Origin of the sequence: Leadbetterella sp. DM7 (assembly GCF_040829825.2) — a bacterium.
Taxonomy (GTDB): Bacteria; Bacteroidota; Bacteroidia; order Cytophagales; family Spirosomataceae; genus Leadbetterella.
Genome location: NZ_JBFOLH020000023.1, coordinates 1 through 15,546 on the forward strand (window position 1 = coordinate 1; position 15,546 = coordinate 15,546).

The 15,546-nt window shown below is 46.3% G+C and carries 10 protein-coding genes, 1 tRNA gene and 2 pseudogenes; 6 read left to right on the top strand and 7 right to left on the bottom strand.

Translation table 11 applies throughout. The annotated features are described in order from the left end of the window. Nucleotides 1–106 precede the first annotated feature (106 nt). From AB2U10_RS18190 to AB2U10_RS18205, 4 genes are all read right to left on the bottom strand, one after another. Nucleotides 107–511, bottom strand: a complete 405-nt coding sequence (locus tag AB2U10_RS18190; protein WP_367916476.1) for a sodium:solute symporter family transporter — start codon at nt 509–511, stop codon at nt 107–109. Nucleotides 512–561: 50 nt separating this feature from the next. Next, nucleotides 562–2,523 carry a TonB-dependent receptor plug domain-containing protein gene (locus AB2U10_RS18195; protein ID WP_367916477.1) on the bottom strand — a complete coding sequence of 654 codons (1,962 nt, stop codon included), beginning with the start codon at nt 2,521–2,523 and terminating at the stop codon, nt 562–564. A gap of 1 nt (nt 2,524) precedes the next feature. Beyond that, entirely contained in the window at nt 2,525–3,346 is an 822-nt protein-coding gene (locus AB2U10_RS18200) for a hypothetical protein (RefSeq protein WP_367916478.1), read from the bottom strand. 78 nt (nt 3,347–3,424) lie between these two features. Beyond that, the gene (locus AB2U10_RS18205) at nt 3,425–3,811 is read right to left on the bottom strand and encodes a hypothetical protein (protein WP_367916479.1); all 387 of its coding nucleotides are present in this window, start codon (nt 3,809–3,811) and stop codon (nt 3,425–3,427) included. A gap of 194 nt (nt 3,812–4,005) precedes the next feature. Between AB2U10_RS18205 and AB2U10_RS18210 the strand changes: the two genes are divergently transcribed. Continuing rightward, on the top strand, nt 4,006–5,841 hold the full coding sequence (locus AB2U10_RS18210) for a BamA/TamA family outer membrane protein (protein WP_367916480.1): 1,836 nt from the start codon (nt 4,006–4,008) through the stop codon (nt 5,839–5,841). 45 nt (nt 5,842–5,886) lie between these two features. On the opposite strand, the gene AB2U10_RS18215 is transcribed toward AB2U10_RS18210, so the two are convergent. Beyond that, the gene (locus AB2U10_RS18215) at nt 5,887–7,605 is read right to left on the bottom strand and encodes an IlvD/Edd family dehydratase (RefSeq protein ID WP_367916481.1); all 1,719 of its coding nucleotides are present in this window, start codon (nt 7,603–7,605) and stop codon (nt 5,887–5,889) included. Nucleotides 7,606–7,874: 269 nt separating this feature from the next. Here AB2U10_RS18215 and AB2U10_RS18220 point away from each other — a divergent pair. The 3 genes and pseudogenes from AB2U10_RS18220 to AB2U10_RS18230 form a co-directional block, all read left to right on the top strand. Next, nucleotides 7,875–7,946: transfer RNA gene (locus AB2U10_RS18220), tRNA-Glu, on the top strand. 541 nt (nt 7,947–8,487) lie between these two features. Then, on the top strand, nt 8,488–11,244 hold the full coding sequence (locus AB2U10_RS18225) for a M14 family metallopeptidase (protein WP_493820760.1): 2,757 nt from the start codon (nt 8,488–8,490) through the stop codon (nt 11,242–11,244). 580 nt (nt 11,245–11,824) lie between these two features. After that, nucleotides 11,825–12,127 (top strand): annotated as a pseudogene (locus AB2U10_RS18230) (GNAT family N-acetyltransferase); the annotation flags it as partial. On the opposite strand, the gene AB2U10_RS18235 reads toward AB2U10_RS18230, so the two are convergent. Next, nucleotides 12,124–12,837: an IS4 family transposase gene (locus tag AB2U10_RS18235; protein ID WP_367916482.1), complete on the bottom strand. Its 714-nt coding sequence runs from the start codon at nt 12,835–12,837 to the stop codon at nt 12,124–12,126. The pseudogene AB2U10_RS18230 and the gene AB2U10_RS18235 sit on opposite strands and share 4 nt — an antisense overlap. Nucleotides 12,838–13,073: 236 nt before the next feature. Beyond that, nucleotides 13,074–13,286, bottom strand: a pseudogene (locus AB2U10_RS18240) (DUF4372 domain-containing protein); the annotation flags it as partial. 159 nt (nt 13,287–13,445) lie between these two features. Between AB2U10_RS18240 and AB2U10_RS18245 the strand changes: the two are divergent. Continuing rightward, nucleotides 13,446–14,672, top strand: coding sequence for a tRNA modification GTPase (locus AB2U10_RS18245; protein WP_367916483.1), 1,227 nt, complete (start codon nt 13,446–13,448; stop codon nt 14,670–14,672). Nucleotides 14,673–14,905: 233 nt separating this feature from the next. Beyond that, nucleotides 14,906–15,292, top strand: coding sequence for a hypothetical protein (locus AB2U10_RS18250; RefSeq protein WP_367916484.1), 387 nt, complete (start codon nt 14,906–14,908; stop codon nt 15,290–15,292). Nucleotides 15,293–15,546 lie beyond the last annotated feature (254 nt).

Consider the following 15,546-nt stretch of genomic DNA (forward strand, 5'->3'; position numbering starts at 1 on the left):
GGCCCTTGACAACAACATAGTATCCCATCAGCAAAATCTCTGGCTAGCATTTCTTTAAAAAAACAAAATCGGCTGTCAAAAAATTATTCAACAACCGATTTCAATTCTATTTACTGAATATCCCTATCCAGCTGAAGTAGGAGGGGATCATAAAAACGGCCGACACCCACTCTGCAGATTTGCCAAACCGGATCCGGAAATAGTCGCTGAAGGTAAGCAGGTTAAGCTTGTACAGGGGTTTTGCATAGAAAAGGCCGATCAGCAGCAGGCACAGCGATGCCCCGAAAGGATCTTCAATGACGCCCGGAATACCCTTCTCTATAAATTCAGAAGAGGCTCCCATAATGGTTTCAGAACCGAACCAGGTAGCAAAAAGCCCGCTGGTGACCACAAAAACCGGTAGCTTTCTGCCGGCTACGGCAAAATCGCCTGCTGTTTTCACCCACCGGGAGGCATACAGCCCCACAGCCATGGTGGCCAGCAGGTAAATAATAACGAAGAACAGCAGCATAAGGGTATATTTTCGGCCCTGAAAATACTGAAAATGCCCGATACCTGTTGTTAAAAACTCCGGATCACGTTAAAAAAAACATTCCGGCCCATACGGGGAATACGGTTCCAGTCGGTATAGGTGCTGTAATAGGTGTCTGCTATATTCTCTACCCCGGCTTTCAGCAGGAAAGCGCCGGATTTAGCGGTTCCTGACAGGTTTACCACGTGATAGGAAGCAGCAGGGGTTTCTCCGAAGCCGGGACTGAAATGATTTTGCCGCGCTGCGCCGTTCAGGGTCAGCTCAGCCGAGTACCGGCCGGTAGTGAATGTCAGGCCTGAAACGTAGGTCAGCGGCTGCATGAGGGGCAGGTTGCCGGCACCTTTGCCGGTTCCGCGCTGGTACGATAAGCGTCCCCGCCAGGCCCATTGCGATGTGAAACTATAAGCGGTTTCAAGGTTAGTGGTCAAGATCCCGGCATAGGGCAATTGCTCATAGATCTTTACCCCTGATGCGCCGATGGTCATGGTGCTGAGCGTGGTGTCGGGCCTTCCGATGATATAATCGCGGAGGTGAAAGTAAGCACCGGACAGCTTCACGGAAAAGTTTTTCCTTTTGAATGCGGCTGCTATGTTCCCTTCTATTGATTTTTCATTCTTCAGGTGAGGGTTCCCGATGTAGTCGAAGCGGTCAAAGCTGTTGAACAGGTAAAACCCGTAACCCTCCGATACACCGGGTGCCCGCTCGCCGTAAGCCAGGCCCACGTTCAGGTTCAGCAGGTTATTGCGCCATTGCACAGATGAGGACGCCCGTTTCAACAGGCGGGTCCTGGTTTTGTTCATACCGGGGTAAAATATACGAAGACTTTCCAGGCCGAAGTCGTTCCCCACCTGGTTACGGTGCGCCGCCAGCCCGAAGTTAAGGGCAGCAGTGATCTTCTCAGACAACGGGAAAAGGTCTTCCCGGTAGAAGTCGAAGTAATGCGTGCTGACTCCCGGCCAGGTCAGCATGAACATATCTTTCTCGCCGGGCGTGCCGGAAAACATGGTCATCTCGGCCAGGGAATGGCTGGTGTGGCCGCTGAAGTTCATTTTCCAGGAATGCAGGCGGGAGGCTCCTTCCAGCAGGGAATAGAAACCGGTGGTTTGTGTCCATCCGGGCATATCCATCCGTATGGGCACATCGGGCCGCCGGGTGTCGTCCATAACATGGGTTATACGGTTATGATAAAGCTTGGTTTTCCACGCGTGAACCGATTCAGACAGGTGGTGCAGGATGTATTCTACCGAGCCGATCAGCGCTTCGGCCCGGCCCACGTCCATGGGCAATGCCGGGTAACCTACGTGTACGGCCTTGTCGTAAATCAGCGAGGCTTCGAGCTCGCGGTGTGCTGCCGGCTTCCAGCCGCTGATAACTGATACGTTGTATTTGGTAAACGGAGAGAATTCAATTTCGCGGTGGCCGCCTGCCCGGTAATTTTCTGCGTCCCGGACGGTTACATCGGCATCTGCAAAGAATTTTTCACGGGTATGGAACAGGCTGAATCCGCCGATTTTCTGGCGGTTGTTGACCTCGAAACCCGCAAAGGCCATTCCCCCGGTTTGGGTTTCCCCGAACCCGGTTTTTCGCCGGGAAAGGTCTATGCTTCCTGCTATGGTGGCTCCGCCCGAGGAGCCCGACTGCCCGCTGTGCACGGTGGCCCGGGCCAGGTTAGTGATTTCCACATACGAAGTTACGGGGTCCATTTTGTCGGTACAGGCGCCGTAAATGCGCATACCGTCGAGCGTAACCACGCTTCTTTCGGAGCTCATTCCGTTGATCAGCGGCTCCCAGGCGTAGTTTCCCCGGCGGATCATATCTACCGGGCCGGCTCCCCGGAGGTAGTCGTCTACGCTTCCCAGGGTTTTCGTGGCTTTGTGAAGAGGAGATTTCTGGCTGATCACCACCACTTCGCTCAGCGATACGGGAGCCAGCGAGTCTTTCTGGGCCAAAGCCGCAACAGGAAATAGAAACAGGAGCAGGTATCGTATCATGTTAAAATTCTATTTCAAAGAAAATACTGCTGGCCTCACGACTTTCAGAGACCGCTTCTCCTTTCAGGATCCGGCCCTCCGGATCTGCCAGCTGCAGGTTGATCTTCCAGTAGCCGGTCATGGTGAGGCTGAGCCTGCCTTCGTAAAACTCCGTGGCATTGTCGGTCAGGTCGGTGTTGTTAGGAGATGAATGATTGCCCATGCCCGGCATGCGGGGATCTGTTTTCAGGCGGTAACCCTTTACCGGTGTAAATTTCATCATGCCTTCCATGCGGTAGATAAGGGCTTTCACGATATTTACACCTACCTTGGGTGCGGCAGGCTCTGTAAGGGCAACCAGGTACCGGTTCCCGTCAGTGCCCTGGAACGACTGCACCACCCGTTTTTCGGATTCGCTGACCGGGATTTTTTCGGTTAGGGTATACTCCCGCCCGCTGACCGTATAGTTCAGGGTCAGCTCCCAGTACTCCAGGGTATTGGAGGCCATCTGGAATACCAGGTAGCCCCGGTAAACCCCGTTCTGCGCCGGTGAAACAGCCGATGCCGGACACCCGTGGGTCATGCTCTCCATATGCATCAGGGGGCTCCAGCTTATCGCCGCATTTTCTACGGTGTTCCCGCCCTGGTCTGTAATTTTCAGCGTTACCGGGTTATAACCCGTTTGAAACCGGCCGTTAGGCGTATAAAGTGCTATTTTGTGGGTGCTATTTTGAAAGGTGGCTGCCAGGTTCAGGCTTTCCAGCGGATCGGGCATCACTTCTTCACGGGTACAGGCGGTCAACAGAAAGCCGGCCAGTACCGTATAAATCATATATTTTTTCATTTGGAACGATTGTTTAAGTACATAAAGTGGCTGCGTATTTAAAAGCATAAATACGGAACCGGGAAATCACAAAAAGTACTAAACAACCCGGGGCGGCTTGTGGTTTTTCTCTATGAAGTCAAAAGAGTAAGCGTCAGATGGGCTTATTGCGGGTGCATTTTCAGGCTGGCTGATTACGCCGGAGACTCCGAAGTCAAACGTGAAGGAAGGAGAAAAATACTGGTTTTCCAGCTGCAGCTGCACCAGGATCCTGGAGGCGTTTTCTTTCTGCTTTTCCCGGAATAGCTTTGAAAGCTCGCATTTTCCGTCGCAATGCAGGTCGGGCCGGTTTTTGTTGATACAGAAGAGCTCGATAAAAACCTCCCGGTCAAACCCGTAAACGGCATACAGGATGCTGTTCTTCATCAGGCAGAGCAGCATCAGGGAAACCAGGAGGGTTGTAACTATTTTAGATAACCGGATCAATGTGTTTTGCAACGATATAATTGAGGATACAAATGTCTTTATTTATTTTGTTGTGCGGTAAGGTGGTGCTCATACTGTAGTATGAGAAAAATCATATATTGCTGCAACCGCTTAAAAAAGTGATAAAACCGGATAGGGGTTGGTCTTTGAGACGTATTATTGTAGTATAAACGAGCGTTATACCTGTTTTCTGAATGATAAAAATACTGTTTCTTCTGGTTTTATGCCTGGTTACCACCGGCCTTTTCGGGCAGGAGGTGCATGACCTTAGCCGGGCCCAGAAAGACAGCATCCGTTATACGGCCATTAAAGAGAGAATGTACAAGCGGAAGTTTACCCGTGAAATTTACCGCCTGTTTTTCCGGGATGTGTATAACCAGAAGAAAACCATAGGAGCGGAGGTGACCGAGGTGGAGGTCAACCCGTTTGCGGAGTACAAGGGCAGAATAATCAGGAACATCACCGTTCACCAGCTGGATGTAATGGGGGCTTCGGTATACGATACCACCCGTAAGGGGAACCGCCTTCAGCGTTTTGTCAGTGAAAAGGTACATATCAATACGCAGGAGAAGGCCATCCGGCGATCTATGTTGCTTTTCAGGGAAGGAGACAGCGTAGATCCCCTGCTGTTTAAAGAAAATGAACGTATTTTACGCCAGAGTAATGTTTTGCTGGATGCGCGTATCCTGGTACAGCCGGTAAGTGACGGGGAGGTAGATGTGGAGGTGCTGGTGCAGGATGTCTGGCCGGTTATACCGGAAGGCAGCTTCAGCGGGTTTCATAATTTCAAGGCGGGCTTTACCAATCACAATGTTAAGGGCTGGACCCACTCCAGTACCAATGTATTCCGCTGGCGGGGTGAAGATACCCTGCAGAAGCTGGGCTTTCGAACGCTGTATACCATTCCTTATATTAAACGAAGCTTTGTGAGCGGACAGGCCGGCTTTATCTGGGAAAGAGACCTGAAGCAGCAGTTTATAAAATTTGAAAGGCCGTTTTTATCGGTAGAAACCCGTTATGCAGGAGCTTTTGAAATGGGACTTAAGAATGTGCGGGAGTACAAAAAAGAAACCGATAACCTGGATTCCACCTTAATGTTTCCTGTGCAGAATGCGTATCTTGACCTGTGGGCGGGCCGGGCATTCCGGCTGGGACATTCGGCGGGAAACCAGACGAAGCGGCTGGTGGTGGCTTCCCGCTTTTACAGCTACAGCTACCTGGACAGGCCGGTGGTTTCGGCCGACAGCAACCGGGCCTACTGGAACCAGAGTAACCTGCTTTTCAGCGTGGGCTTTTCTAACCGGAACTACCGGCGCGACCTCCTGATCTTTGGTTTTGGCCGAACGGAAGACGTACCTATAGGCAGCCTGGTGAGTGTCACCACGGGTCGGAGCAATACCGAATTCGGGAGCAGGGCCTACGCGGGGTTGCGCTTTTCCAAGGGCGGATACCTGCCCGGCAGGTACGGTTACCTGTACGGGCTGGCCGACATGGGCAGCTATATCAAGAGCGGTGATCCGCACCAGGGAGTACTCAATGTTACGATCAATTATTTTACACCGCTTATGCGCCTGGGGCTGAGCCAGGTGCGGCAGTTTGTCAACCTTCGTTATACCCGCGGCTTTAACCGTGACCCTTTGGAATACATTAACCTCACCGATGAATACGGACTGAGGGGTATTAGGTCAGACAGGCTGATCGGCAAAAAGCGGCTGAACCTGGGTATGGAAACCGTGCTGTTTTCTCCCGGCAGCTTCCTGGGTTTCCGCGGGGCGCATTTTGCCTATATTGACCTGGGGCTGATTGCTGACGAGGGCAGCCTGTGGCGCAACCGCCTCTACAGCGGCTTCGGACTGGGTGTCCGCCTGCGAAACGAGCACCTGACGTTTAATACGATTGAGTTCCGGTTGTCGTACTATCCCAACGTGCCGGCACTCTCCAGCCCCTTCCGCCTGGGAGTATCGGGTGCTACCAGCCTGCAGCTGCAGGACTTTGATATTTCAGCACCGGCAATTGTGCCGCTCCGGTAGGCCCGGTTGGGATGAACCTCCCGGGACATACGCTGACAACCCGGATCAGTGCGAATCCCGGGTGACCACACTGCCGGAGCTTCCCCGCAGAAAATCGAGGTCGGCTCCCTGATCAGCACCCATCACATGCTGTATGTACATGCTGACATACCCCCGGGTAGCAGCAGGAGCCGGGGTCTGCCAGGAGGCGCGGCGCTGTTCCAGCTCGTCATCCGGAACCAGCAGCTGCAGCAGGCGGTTCTCTACATCAAGCCGGATGAGGTCACCGTTTTGTACCAGCGCCAGGGTGCCGCCAATGGCTGACTCGGGCGACACGTGCAGCACTACCGTGCCGTATGCGGTACCGCTCATGCGCCCGTCAGAGATACGTACCATGTCTGTTATTCCTTTTTGCAACAGCTTTTTGGGTAGGGCCATATTGCCTACCTCCGGCATACCGGGATACCCTACGGGCCCTACGTACTTCAATACCATTACACAGTTTTCGTCAATATCGAGGTCGGGGTCATCAATACGCTTATGATAATCTTCTATGCTCTCAAATACCACGGCCCGGCCGGTATGCTTCATGAGTGCCGGAGTGGCGGCAGATGGCTTGAGCACGGCACCGTTTTCGGCGAGGTTTCCTTTTACCACCACAATGCCGGCTTCAGCCTGGAGCGGAGCAGACCGGGGAGCAATGACCTCCGTATTGTAGCATTCCTGTTTGAGGCCGATGTTTTCATGGTGGTTTTTGCCGGTGACGGTCACTACGTTCTCGTGTAGCTCGGCCCTGAGCTGGTCGAGTACCACGGGCAGGCCACCGGCGTAATAGAAGTCTTCCATGAGGTATTTCCCGGAGGGCATAAGGTTGACCAGGAGAGGAATGCTGCTGCCCAGACGGTCAAAATCTTCGAGGCGGAGGTCAACACCGATGCGTCCGGCAATAGCCAGCAGGTGAATGATGAGGTTAGATGACCCGCCTACCGCCGCGTTTACTTTGATAGCATTTTCAAAAGCTTCCCGGGTCAGAATCTTGTCGATGGTGAGGTCTTCCCGCACCATTTCAACAATACGCCGCCCGCTAAGCTGGGCCAGCACCCGTTTGCGCGAGTCGGCTGCCGGAATGGCCGCCGCACCGGAGAGCGTCAGCCCCAATGATTCTACCATACAGGCCATGGTAGAGGCCGTACCCATGGTCATGCAATGGCCTATGCTCCGGCTCATGCAGCTTTCGGCAAACTCGCATTCTTCCTGGGTCATGCGGCCGGTTTTCATGTCTTCGTCAAACTTCCATACATGGGTACCTGACCCGATGGTCTGGCCTTTATAGTGGCCGTTCAGCATGGGTCCGCCGGGTACTACAATGGTGGGCAGGCCTACGCTGGCGGCACCCATCACGGTAGAAGGCGTGGTTTTGTCGCAGCCGGTGAGCAGCACCACGCCGTCAATGGGGTTTCCGCGGATCGACTCTTCGGCATCCATGCTGGCCAGGTTCCGGAAGAGCATGGCGGTAGGTTTCAGCAGGGTTTCGCCGAGACTCATGACCGGGAACTCTACCGGGAAGCCCCCGGCTTCCAGTACGCCGCGTTTTACCCGTTCAGCGAGGTCGTTGAAATGGGCGTTGCAGGGGGTCAGCTCACTGAACGTATTGCAGATGCCAATGACCGGGCGGCCGTCAAACATATCGGTAGGCATGCCCTGGTTTTTCATCCAGCTCCGGTAAATGATGCCGTCTTTATCGCGTTTCCCGAACCATCCGCGGGAACGAAGTTCTTTGTTCATGGGTAATGTATCTAAGGTCACCCCTAAAATAGGGTAAAATTCTGAGAAAGTGTTACAATAATGTGCCGGAAAAACGGAATACCGGTGCGGTAAATAAAAAGCTTCGTCAAAGCCGGAGGGTCAGGTAAATTTTTTTCTCAATTTTTTCTTTACCGTTTGGAATCTGGAAACAAATCTTCTACCTTTGCACTTCGATTTCGGAAACGGGATTGATACATAAGCAAAAAAGGCCGTTTACAAGCGCTATTTTTCGATTTATGGGACCAGTCGGCCCTATCGTCTAGCGGTTAGGACACGTCCCTTTCACGGATGAAACCGGGGTTCGATTCCCCGTAGGGTCACTTAGGGGGAATTCATTGCGAATTTCCCCTATTTTTTTTATAAATTAAGTATCCTTTCTCTCTCATTTTTAAGTGGTTATGATTAAAAATATTGAGCATTGCAGGTGTTCGATAGATGCCATTTTCATAGTACAAATTGTTGTCGAACACCAGATTTATAAATTCTCTCTTTTGTAAAGTATCTGAATTCGAATATATATAAGGAATGTCCGTAAGAAATTTCAGGTTCTTTTCAAGAATAGTATAAGCCAGACTTTGGTTAGTGGTTAATCGCTCAATAGATCCTTTTATAGGAATATCGAAAGATAATAATATAAGAGTTCGTTTTTGTAAACAGACTCTTTTTGGGCAAATATTCGATTTCACATTTCCTTTACATGGAGATGTATAGTAAAAGATTCTCCAAACCTATAATGCCTGGACAACTTATGAAAAGTATCCATCGATATAGATTAACGTTAATTGTCGTTAATAAATAGGGGTTTGATACAGTACTATACAGATTTTTTAATAAATTCCGACTTTAATAAAACTACCTACAATGCAAAGAAAAAAAAACTACCTTTTACTTATGTGGTGGCTATTGGCTGCCACAGTTTTAAACGCTCAGGTTATTCCATCGCCTAAAGAGCATTTCGGATTTGATATTGGCGACGACTACCAATTAGCTACTTATTCGCAAACAGAAGCTTACTTCAAAAAACTAGATGCCGCCTCTGACAAAGTAAAGCTGGTAGACATCGGTAAGACTGAAGAAGGCAGAAGTCAGTACATGTTAATTATTACCTCTCCTGCTAACCATAAAAATCTGGCCCGATATAAGGAGATTTCTCAGAAACTGGCTCATGCAGAGAATTTGACTGACGAAGAAGCTAGAAAACTGGCGGAAGAAGGAAAAGCTGTTGTATGGATTGACGGCGGCTTACATGCTACGGAAACTGTTGGGCCACACCAATTAATTGAAACCGCCTGGCAACTAACCAGCCGTACTGATCAGGAAACAAATTCAATACTAGACAATGTAATTATATTGTTGACACATGCCAACCCTGACGGGCAGGAGCTGGTATCTAATTGGTATATGCGTGATACAGATCCTAAAAAAAGAACATTAAATAATTTACCACGTCTTTATCAGAAATATGTTGGGCACGACAATAATCGGGATTTCTTCATGATGAACATGAAAGAAACACAAAATATGGGTAGGCAGTTGTTTGTGGAATGGATTCCGCAAATAATGTATAACCACCACCAAACCGGCCCTGCTGGTTCTGTAGTGGCTGGAGCTCCATACCGCGATCCGTTTAATTATGTGATTGATCCACTGGTTATGACGGGTATAGATGCGTTGGGTGCAGCAATGGTAAATAGACTGAATGCAGAAAACAAACCTGGCTATACACAACGTAATGGTGCCGTATTTTCTACGTGGTATAATGGAGGCCTCAGAACCACAACCTATTTTCACAACATGCTTGGTCTTTTGACCGAAATAATTGGTAGCCCAACCCCTGCACAGGTACCACTGGTAACAAGCAGATTGATTCCTGATGGCAATACACCCTACCCGGTAACGCCTCGTGAATGGCATTTCCGGCAATCGATCGATTATTCAGTATCGCTCAATTATGCGATATTGGGGTATGCACGCCGATATAGTGACGAGTTACTGTTCAACATTTACAAAATGGGGAAAAACTCAATAGAAAGAGGAAGTAATGATTTTTGGGGTTTATCACCCAAAAAAGTGGAAGCTATTGATTCTTTCTACAAAAACGACCAATCTACAAGAGGTGAAACCAGGACTCCTAACCAGTTCGGAAGGTCTGCAGGGATGCCCGTAAAATACTATGACAGCGTAATGACCGACCCCAAACTCAGAGATCCACGTGGTTACATCATACCGGCTGATCAAACCGATTTTGCGACCGCAGCACGTTTCATCAATGCATTAATACATAACGGCATTTTAGTGCATAAGGCAACAAGTGATTTTACGGTTAACGGGAAAAAATATCCTGTAGGCTCCTATGTGGTAAAAACTGCACAAGCATTCAGGCCACATATATTAGACATGTTTGAACCGCAAGATCACCCAAATGATTTTCGCTATCCGGGTGGCCCGCCGATTCCTCCATATGATGCTGCAGGATGGACACTTGCCTATCAAATGGGTGTGAATTTTGAAAGACTACTTGATGATTTCACAGGCCCATTTGAACGTATACCCTATGGTGAACTGCAAACGCCAAAAGGCAAAATAGCAGGTAATACAAGTGCAGGATATATTTTACATGCGGGTAACAATTTTTCTTTTGTAGCCGTGAACGATCTGCTAAAAAAAGGGCTGGAAGTATATCGTGTAACATCTGACATCAGTGGAAGTACAGGTAACTTTTTTATTCCTGCGAATAGAAACGCAAAAGCCATTTTAGAAGAAGTAGTTAACGATTTTGGTTTGCAGGTAACAGGTGCAAATAAACGACCTGGCGGATTGCAAAAAGTAGCTCCTGCCCGAATCGCACTTTGGGACACATATGGCGGCTCTATGCCTTCCGGTTGGATTCGCTGGCTGATGGAACAATACCATTTTGATGCTAAACTTGTTTATGCACCGGATATTGATGCTGGCGACTTACGCTCTAAGTATGATGTAATTATATTCGTGGGTGGTGCAATACCCGCTTTTGTGGCTACAGATGCACCCGGCGGAGGAAGATCTGGCTCGATCCCTAATATAGACAATCTTCCAACTGAATTTAAAAATCAAATTGGAAGAATAACACCTGCCAAATCGATCCCCGAGCTTAAAAAATTTATGGACGAAGGTGGCAATGTAGTAGCCATCGGCAGCAGTACTGCATTAGCGTATCATCTGAATCTTCCCGTACGCAATGCAGTTACCGAGTTGAACAATGGCAAAGAACAACGCCTTCCCAACGAAAAATACTACGTACCGGGCAGTATTCTTGAGGCCAGTTTCGATTCTACTGACGCTGCCGCATGGGGCATGAAATCTAAAGCAGATATATACTTCAGTAATAGCCCTGTATTCAAACTGGCACCGGATGCAATTGCGAAAGGAACATTAAAACCGATTACCTGGTTTGACACCGCTAAACCACTTCGTAGCGGATGGGCCTGGGGACAGGAATATTTGCAAGACGGTGTTACTGCGTTTTGGGCTAAGGTTGGTAATGGCAAACTATATGCATTTGGCCCGGAAATCACTTTCCGTGCTCAACCGCATGGCACTTTCAGGCTATTATTTAACCAACTCTACTCTTTGAAATAAATATCAACGAACATTCCTAAATATGGATTAATCCATAAAACGGTTGTAGATAAATTTTACAACCGTTTTACTTTTTTTGGGATACTAAAATACTATTTGGGTAATGTATCAGAGGTGTTGCTAACGCTTCAGATTGGCCTGCAAGCCCGATTCTAGTTTGAAAATATAAAAAATTAAGGCAACCTCCGGGTGCTTTCTTTATTTTTGATGCCTTAAATCAGGCGAAAAGAATAAATGAGTTACATTTGTATCAAATGTGTTGGTGATATAAAGCACTGTCGGAATTGTTACAGCCAATTGATTAAATACGGATACACAGGTAACAGAAAGCAATGTTTCAAATGCAAACAGTGTAATGTTACATTTCTAAGAATATCGCTACAAAGCTTAAACCAATTTTTGACGATAAAGTGCAACTGAAAAAAGAGTTGATTTGTAATCAAATGTTACTTGACAAACAAATTGACTTTTCAATTTCCGAAAACATAACAAAACTTGAAACGAAACTTCATAAAACTAACTTGTTTGAACTTGTAAATATAGTTCAGCCCGGTTACTTCAAAAATCAGACTTCAGAAATTACTACGGCATATACAAAGATGACAAGTTAATTGCAGTTAAGGGCGAACGTATGAAAATGAACAAATACACAGAAGTAAGTGCAGTACTTACACACCCAGAACATACAGGAAAAGGTTACGCCAAACAGTTGTTGGTTTTTACAAGTAACAAGATATTTAACGAAAACAAAATTCCATATTTGCACGTTGCAGACACAAATATTGGTGCAATAAACTTGTATGAAAAACTTGGCTTTTGGACAAGACGAAAAATTAGCTTTTGGAACTTTACAACAAACACTAATCCATTGCTGTCCACTTAAAATAATCTGAGAGACAGCTGGTTAACGATTTGTTCTTTGACATTTTGATAATTTGATTTTTTAAGAAGCTCATTTACAGGGGTTTTGTCAAGTAGTGATATACCTAACACCTGTAATATTTCGTAGGGTTGCAGTCCTGTTTTTAGGTCTTCGGTAATGATGGAGACCAGACAGTAAGCAGTTATGGCTGCATATATCTGTATACGTACAGCATTTTCGGTTGTACCCCAGAATGATTTTATTTTCAGGTGCTGTTTAACCCACTTAAAGAATAGCTCGGTGGCCCATCGGTGTTTGTAGAGCCTGGCAATATCTATGGCAGCGATTTCCATATTGTTGGTCAGGAAGATAAAACTCCTTCCGGATTCATCATCATGGAATTTTACCTTCCTTATTTTCCCGGGGTAATCCCGAGAGGTATAATAACCGGTGAGTTTACCAATCTGGTCACATAGAACTCCGTTTTCTTTGTCAGATTTCCAGGAATACATACGCCTGAATTTATAGTTTGATTTAGCGCGGATAACAAAATATGCTCCGGTATTGTGTAACCTGTACAACCCTGTGTAATCCAGATACGCACGATCAAAAATATAGAAGGCATCAGACTCATACCTGAGTTGATCCATTGCGTTGACATCGTGCAAGGTAGCAGCTGTAATGTGCATAAAGGCGGGTATACGGCTGTTGGCATCGTAAAGGGTATGCATTTGATTCCTCCTTTATTCTTCCTGAACGTGGCCCACCAGGACACACTGAGGCAAAGATCAATGGTCGTGGAATCAAATAGGTAAACCTGTGAATCTATGCCAAGATCTACGTTCTCACTCTTAGACCTGGCCACCTCAATCATGTGATAGGCAAACTCCTCAAATATCACACTTGGTCGGTTTGAATTTGCTTTGGCCAGGTTGCTGCGTGTGACCTGTTTGCCTAAACCCAGGTGGTAAGATTTACTACTGTGCGCATCCAACACAAGCATTAGGTCACGTAAACTATCCCGATTGGAAAGCTGACCGAACATCATACACAGAAGTTGATTCCAACAAGTGAAATGCTTTACATATTTGTTCCCTCCGTGTTTCTGAACGATTGCATCAAACACTCGTCGTGGAAGAAATTCTGTTAATTGGGCGAAAACATACTTGCCGTGATTCATCTAAACCGCTTTTTGCGGTAACCTAAGCAATTTCAAATCGTCACGCCTAAAAAAGCATCACAACAATCAGATTATCAAGATGTCAAAGAACTTATTTTATTTTTTTAGTGGACACTAATGATATAAGGTATTAACTCAACTACAAACCATTCACCATAGATGAAGAAACAACTACTCATTTCTTTAGCTGTAATTTTAAGTTATAAAGGCTATTCCCAGATTTCTTTTGAAAAAGGATACTACATTGACAATGCAAACCAACAGGTTGATTGCTTAATTAGGAATATAGATTGGAAGAACAATCCCACGGAGTTTGAATATGTTCTGTCAAAAAACGATGTGCCTCAAAAAGCAACCATAAGATCGGTAAAAGAATTTGGTATTTACAGTATTTCAAAATATATCCGCGATACGGTCAACATTGACCGGTCAGGGGAGAGCATCAATAATCTGGACAGGAATAGAAATCCGGTAATTACTAAAGAGGAGCTTTTTTTAAAAGTATTGGTTGAGGGGGAATCAAATTTATATGAATATATCAACGGTAATTTAAGAGTATACTTTTACAGTAAGGGAAATTCTGGTATTGAACCCTTAGTTTTTAAAAGATACAGAACGGAGGAAGGGAATATCGGGAACAACTACAAATTCAGACAGCAACTATGGACTGACTTGAAATGCCCTGACCTTACCAGGAGTAAAATTGAAAGCCTGGAGTATAATAAAAGAGATTTGGTACGTTTCTTTACGGAATACAGCAAATGCCATCAAAAAGACGTTATTCATTTTGAGCCCCGACAGGATTTATTTAACCTGACGCTGCGGCCCCGCTTAAACAGCTCTTCATTAACCATTCGAAATACTGTTCTTGATCAGCGGGATGTTGATTTCGGGTATAATGAACATTTTGGATTCGGATTAGAGGCTGAAGTAATTTTACCTTTTAACAGAAACAAATGGGCGATAGCTATCGAACCTACTTATCAGAATTTTAAGTCCAGGAAAACAAAAACCACCAATAATGTATCCGGATGGAAATTAATAGCTACTGCAGATTACAATGCTATTGAATTTCCGGTGAGCTTAAGGCACTATTTTTTTCTCAACCATAATTCGAAAATATTTATCAATGCGTCTTTCCTGATTTTTATATTGGACTTACCCTCGAAATCATTTGTAGAGTACAAAAGGGCAGATAATTCCACGCTCAACTTTTTTAAAATTGATAGTAGAAATAACCCGGCATTTGGAGCGGGATACAAACTTAATGATAAGTATAGTGTGGAGGTGAGGTACCAAACGGAGAGGGAGCTCTTAGGACGTTATCCTGTCTGGAATTCAGACTATAAGACTTTCTCGGTCATATTTGGGTATTCATTATTCTGAGAGCCGGGCTGACAAGTCCGCTAGGACCCATGTTTTAGAATCAGGGAAGTGCAAAATGTTCTCCGGCACAGTGCCGGACGTATAAGATTCTATGAATCTGCTGATATCTTCTATTTCCCGGTTGTATATTTTGGCAACCTCCCGATATCTACGAATATATAAGCATATTCGGCCGGCAGTGAAAATATTTTTTGTAACTTCGCCAAAAGTTGTAGCCTTTTTTCTTGAAACTATTGTCAAAAATAGTAAAAACCCTGGTTATGTGCCTGGTGCTCACCGGTATGATGAAGAATACTATTCTTTATACTATTTATGAGTACAACAGGGCTTCTTTTGTTGAGATGTTCTGTGTAAACAAAGACCGGCCGCAATTAAACTGTAACGGGAAGTGTAAACTGGCCCAAATGCAGCGGGAGCAAAATGAAAAAAGAGCAAACGATATCCTGAAGCAGCTACAATTAGAGATCGTTTATTTTTCGCCCGTCAACCCGATCCGTTTCTCAGATAATAACCTTCTTTTACCGGCGGCAAAGTCAAACCTGCCTTCTTACTATGATCTTCCGTATTCATTCATCTACATTTTCAAACCGGTAAAGCCACCGGAGATACACCGGGCTTAATCATCTTCTTATTATGCGGTAAGCGAAGCAAAGTATGCTATGCATGATCCTAACAGAATTTATCATGTGGGATTGGCGTATATTCTGATTCTTTGCCTGCGGCTGCTCCATACCTGTTATTTCCTGTACCTGGTTTTTACGTCGTGTAATTACCGGGAAGAACTTCCCCTTTGAAAAGAAAAGGAAGTGAAGCAGGATGTAATACGGTATCCGATTCAGAACAGAATTGTATAAGGATGCTCTTCAGCGTAGAA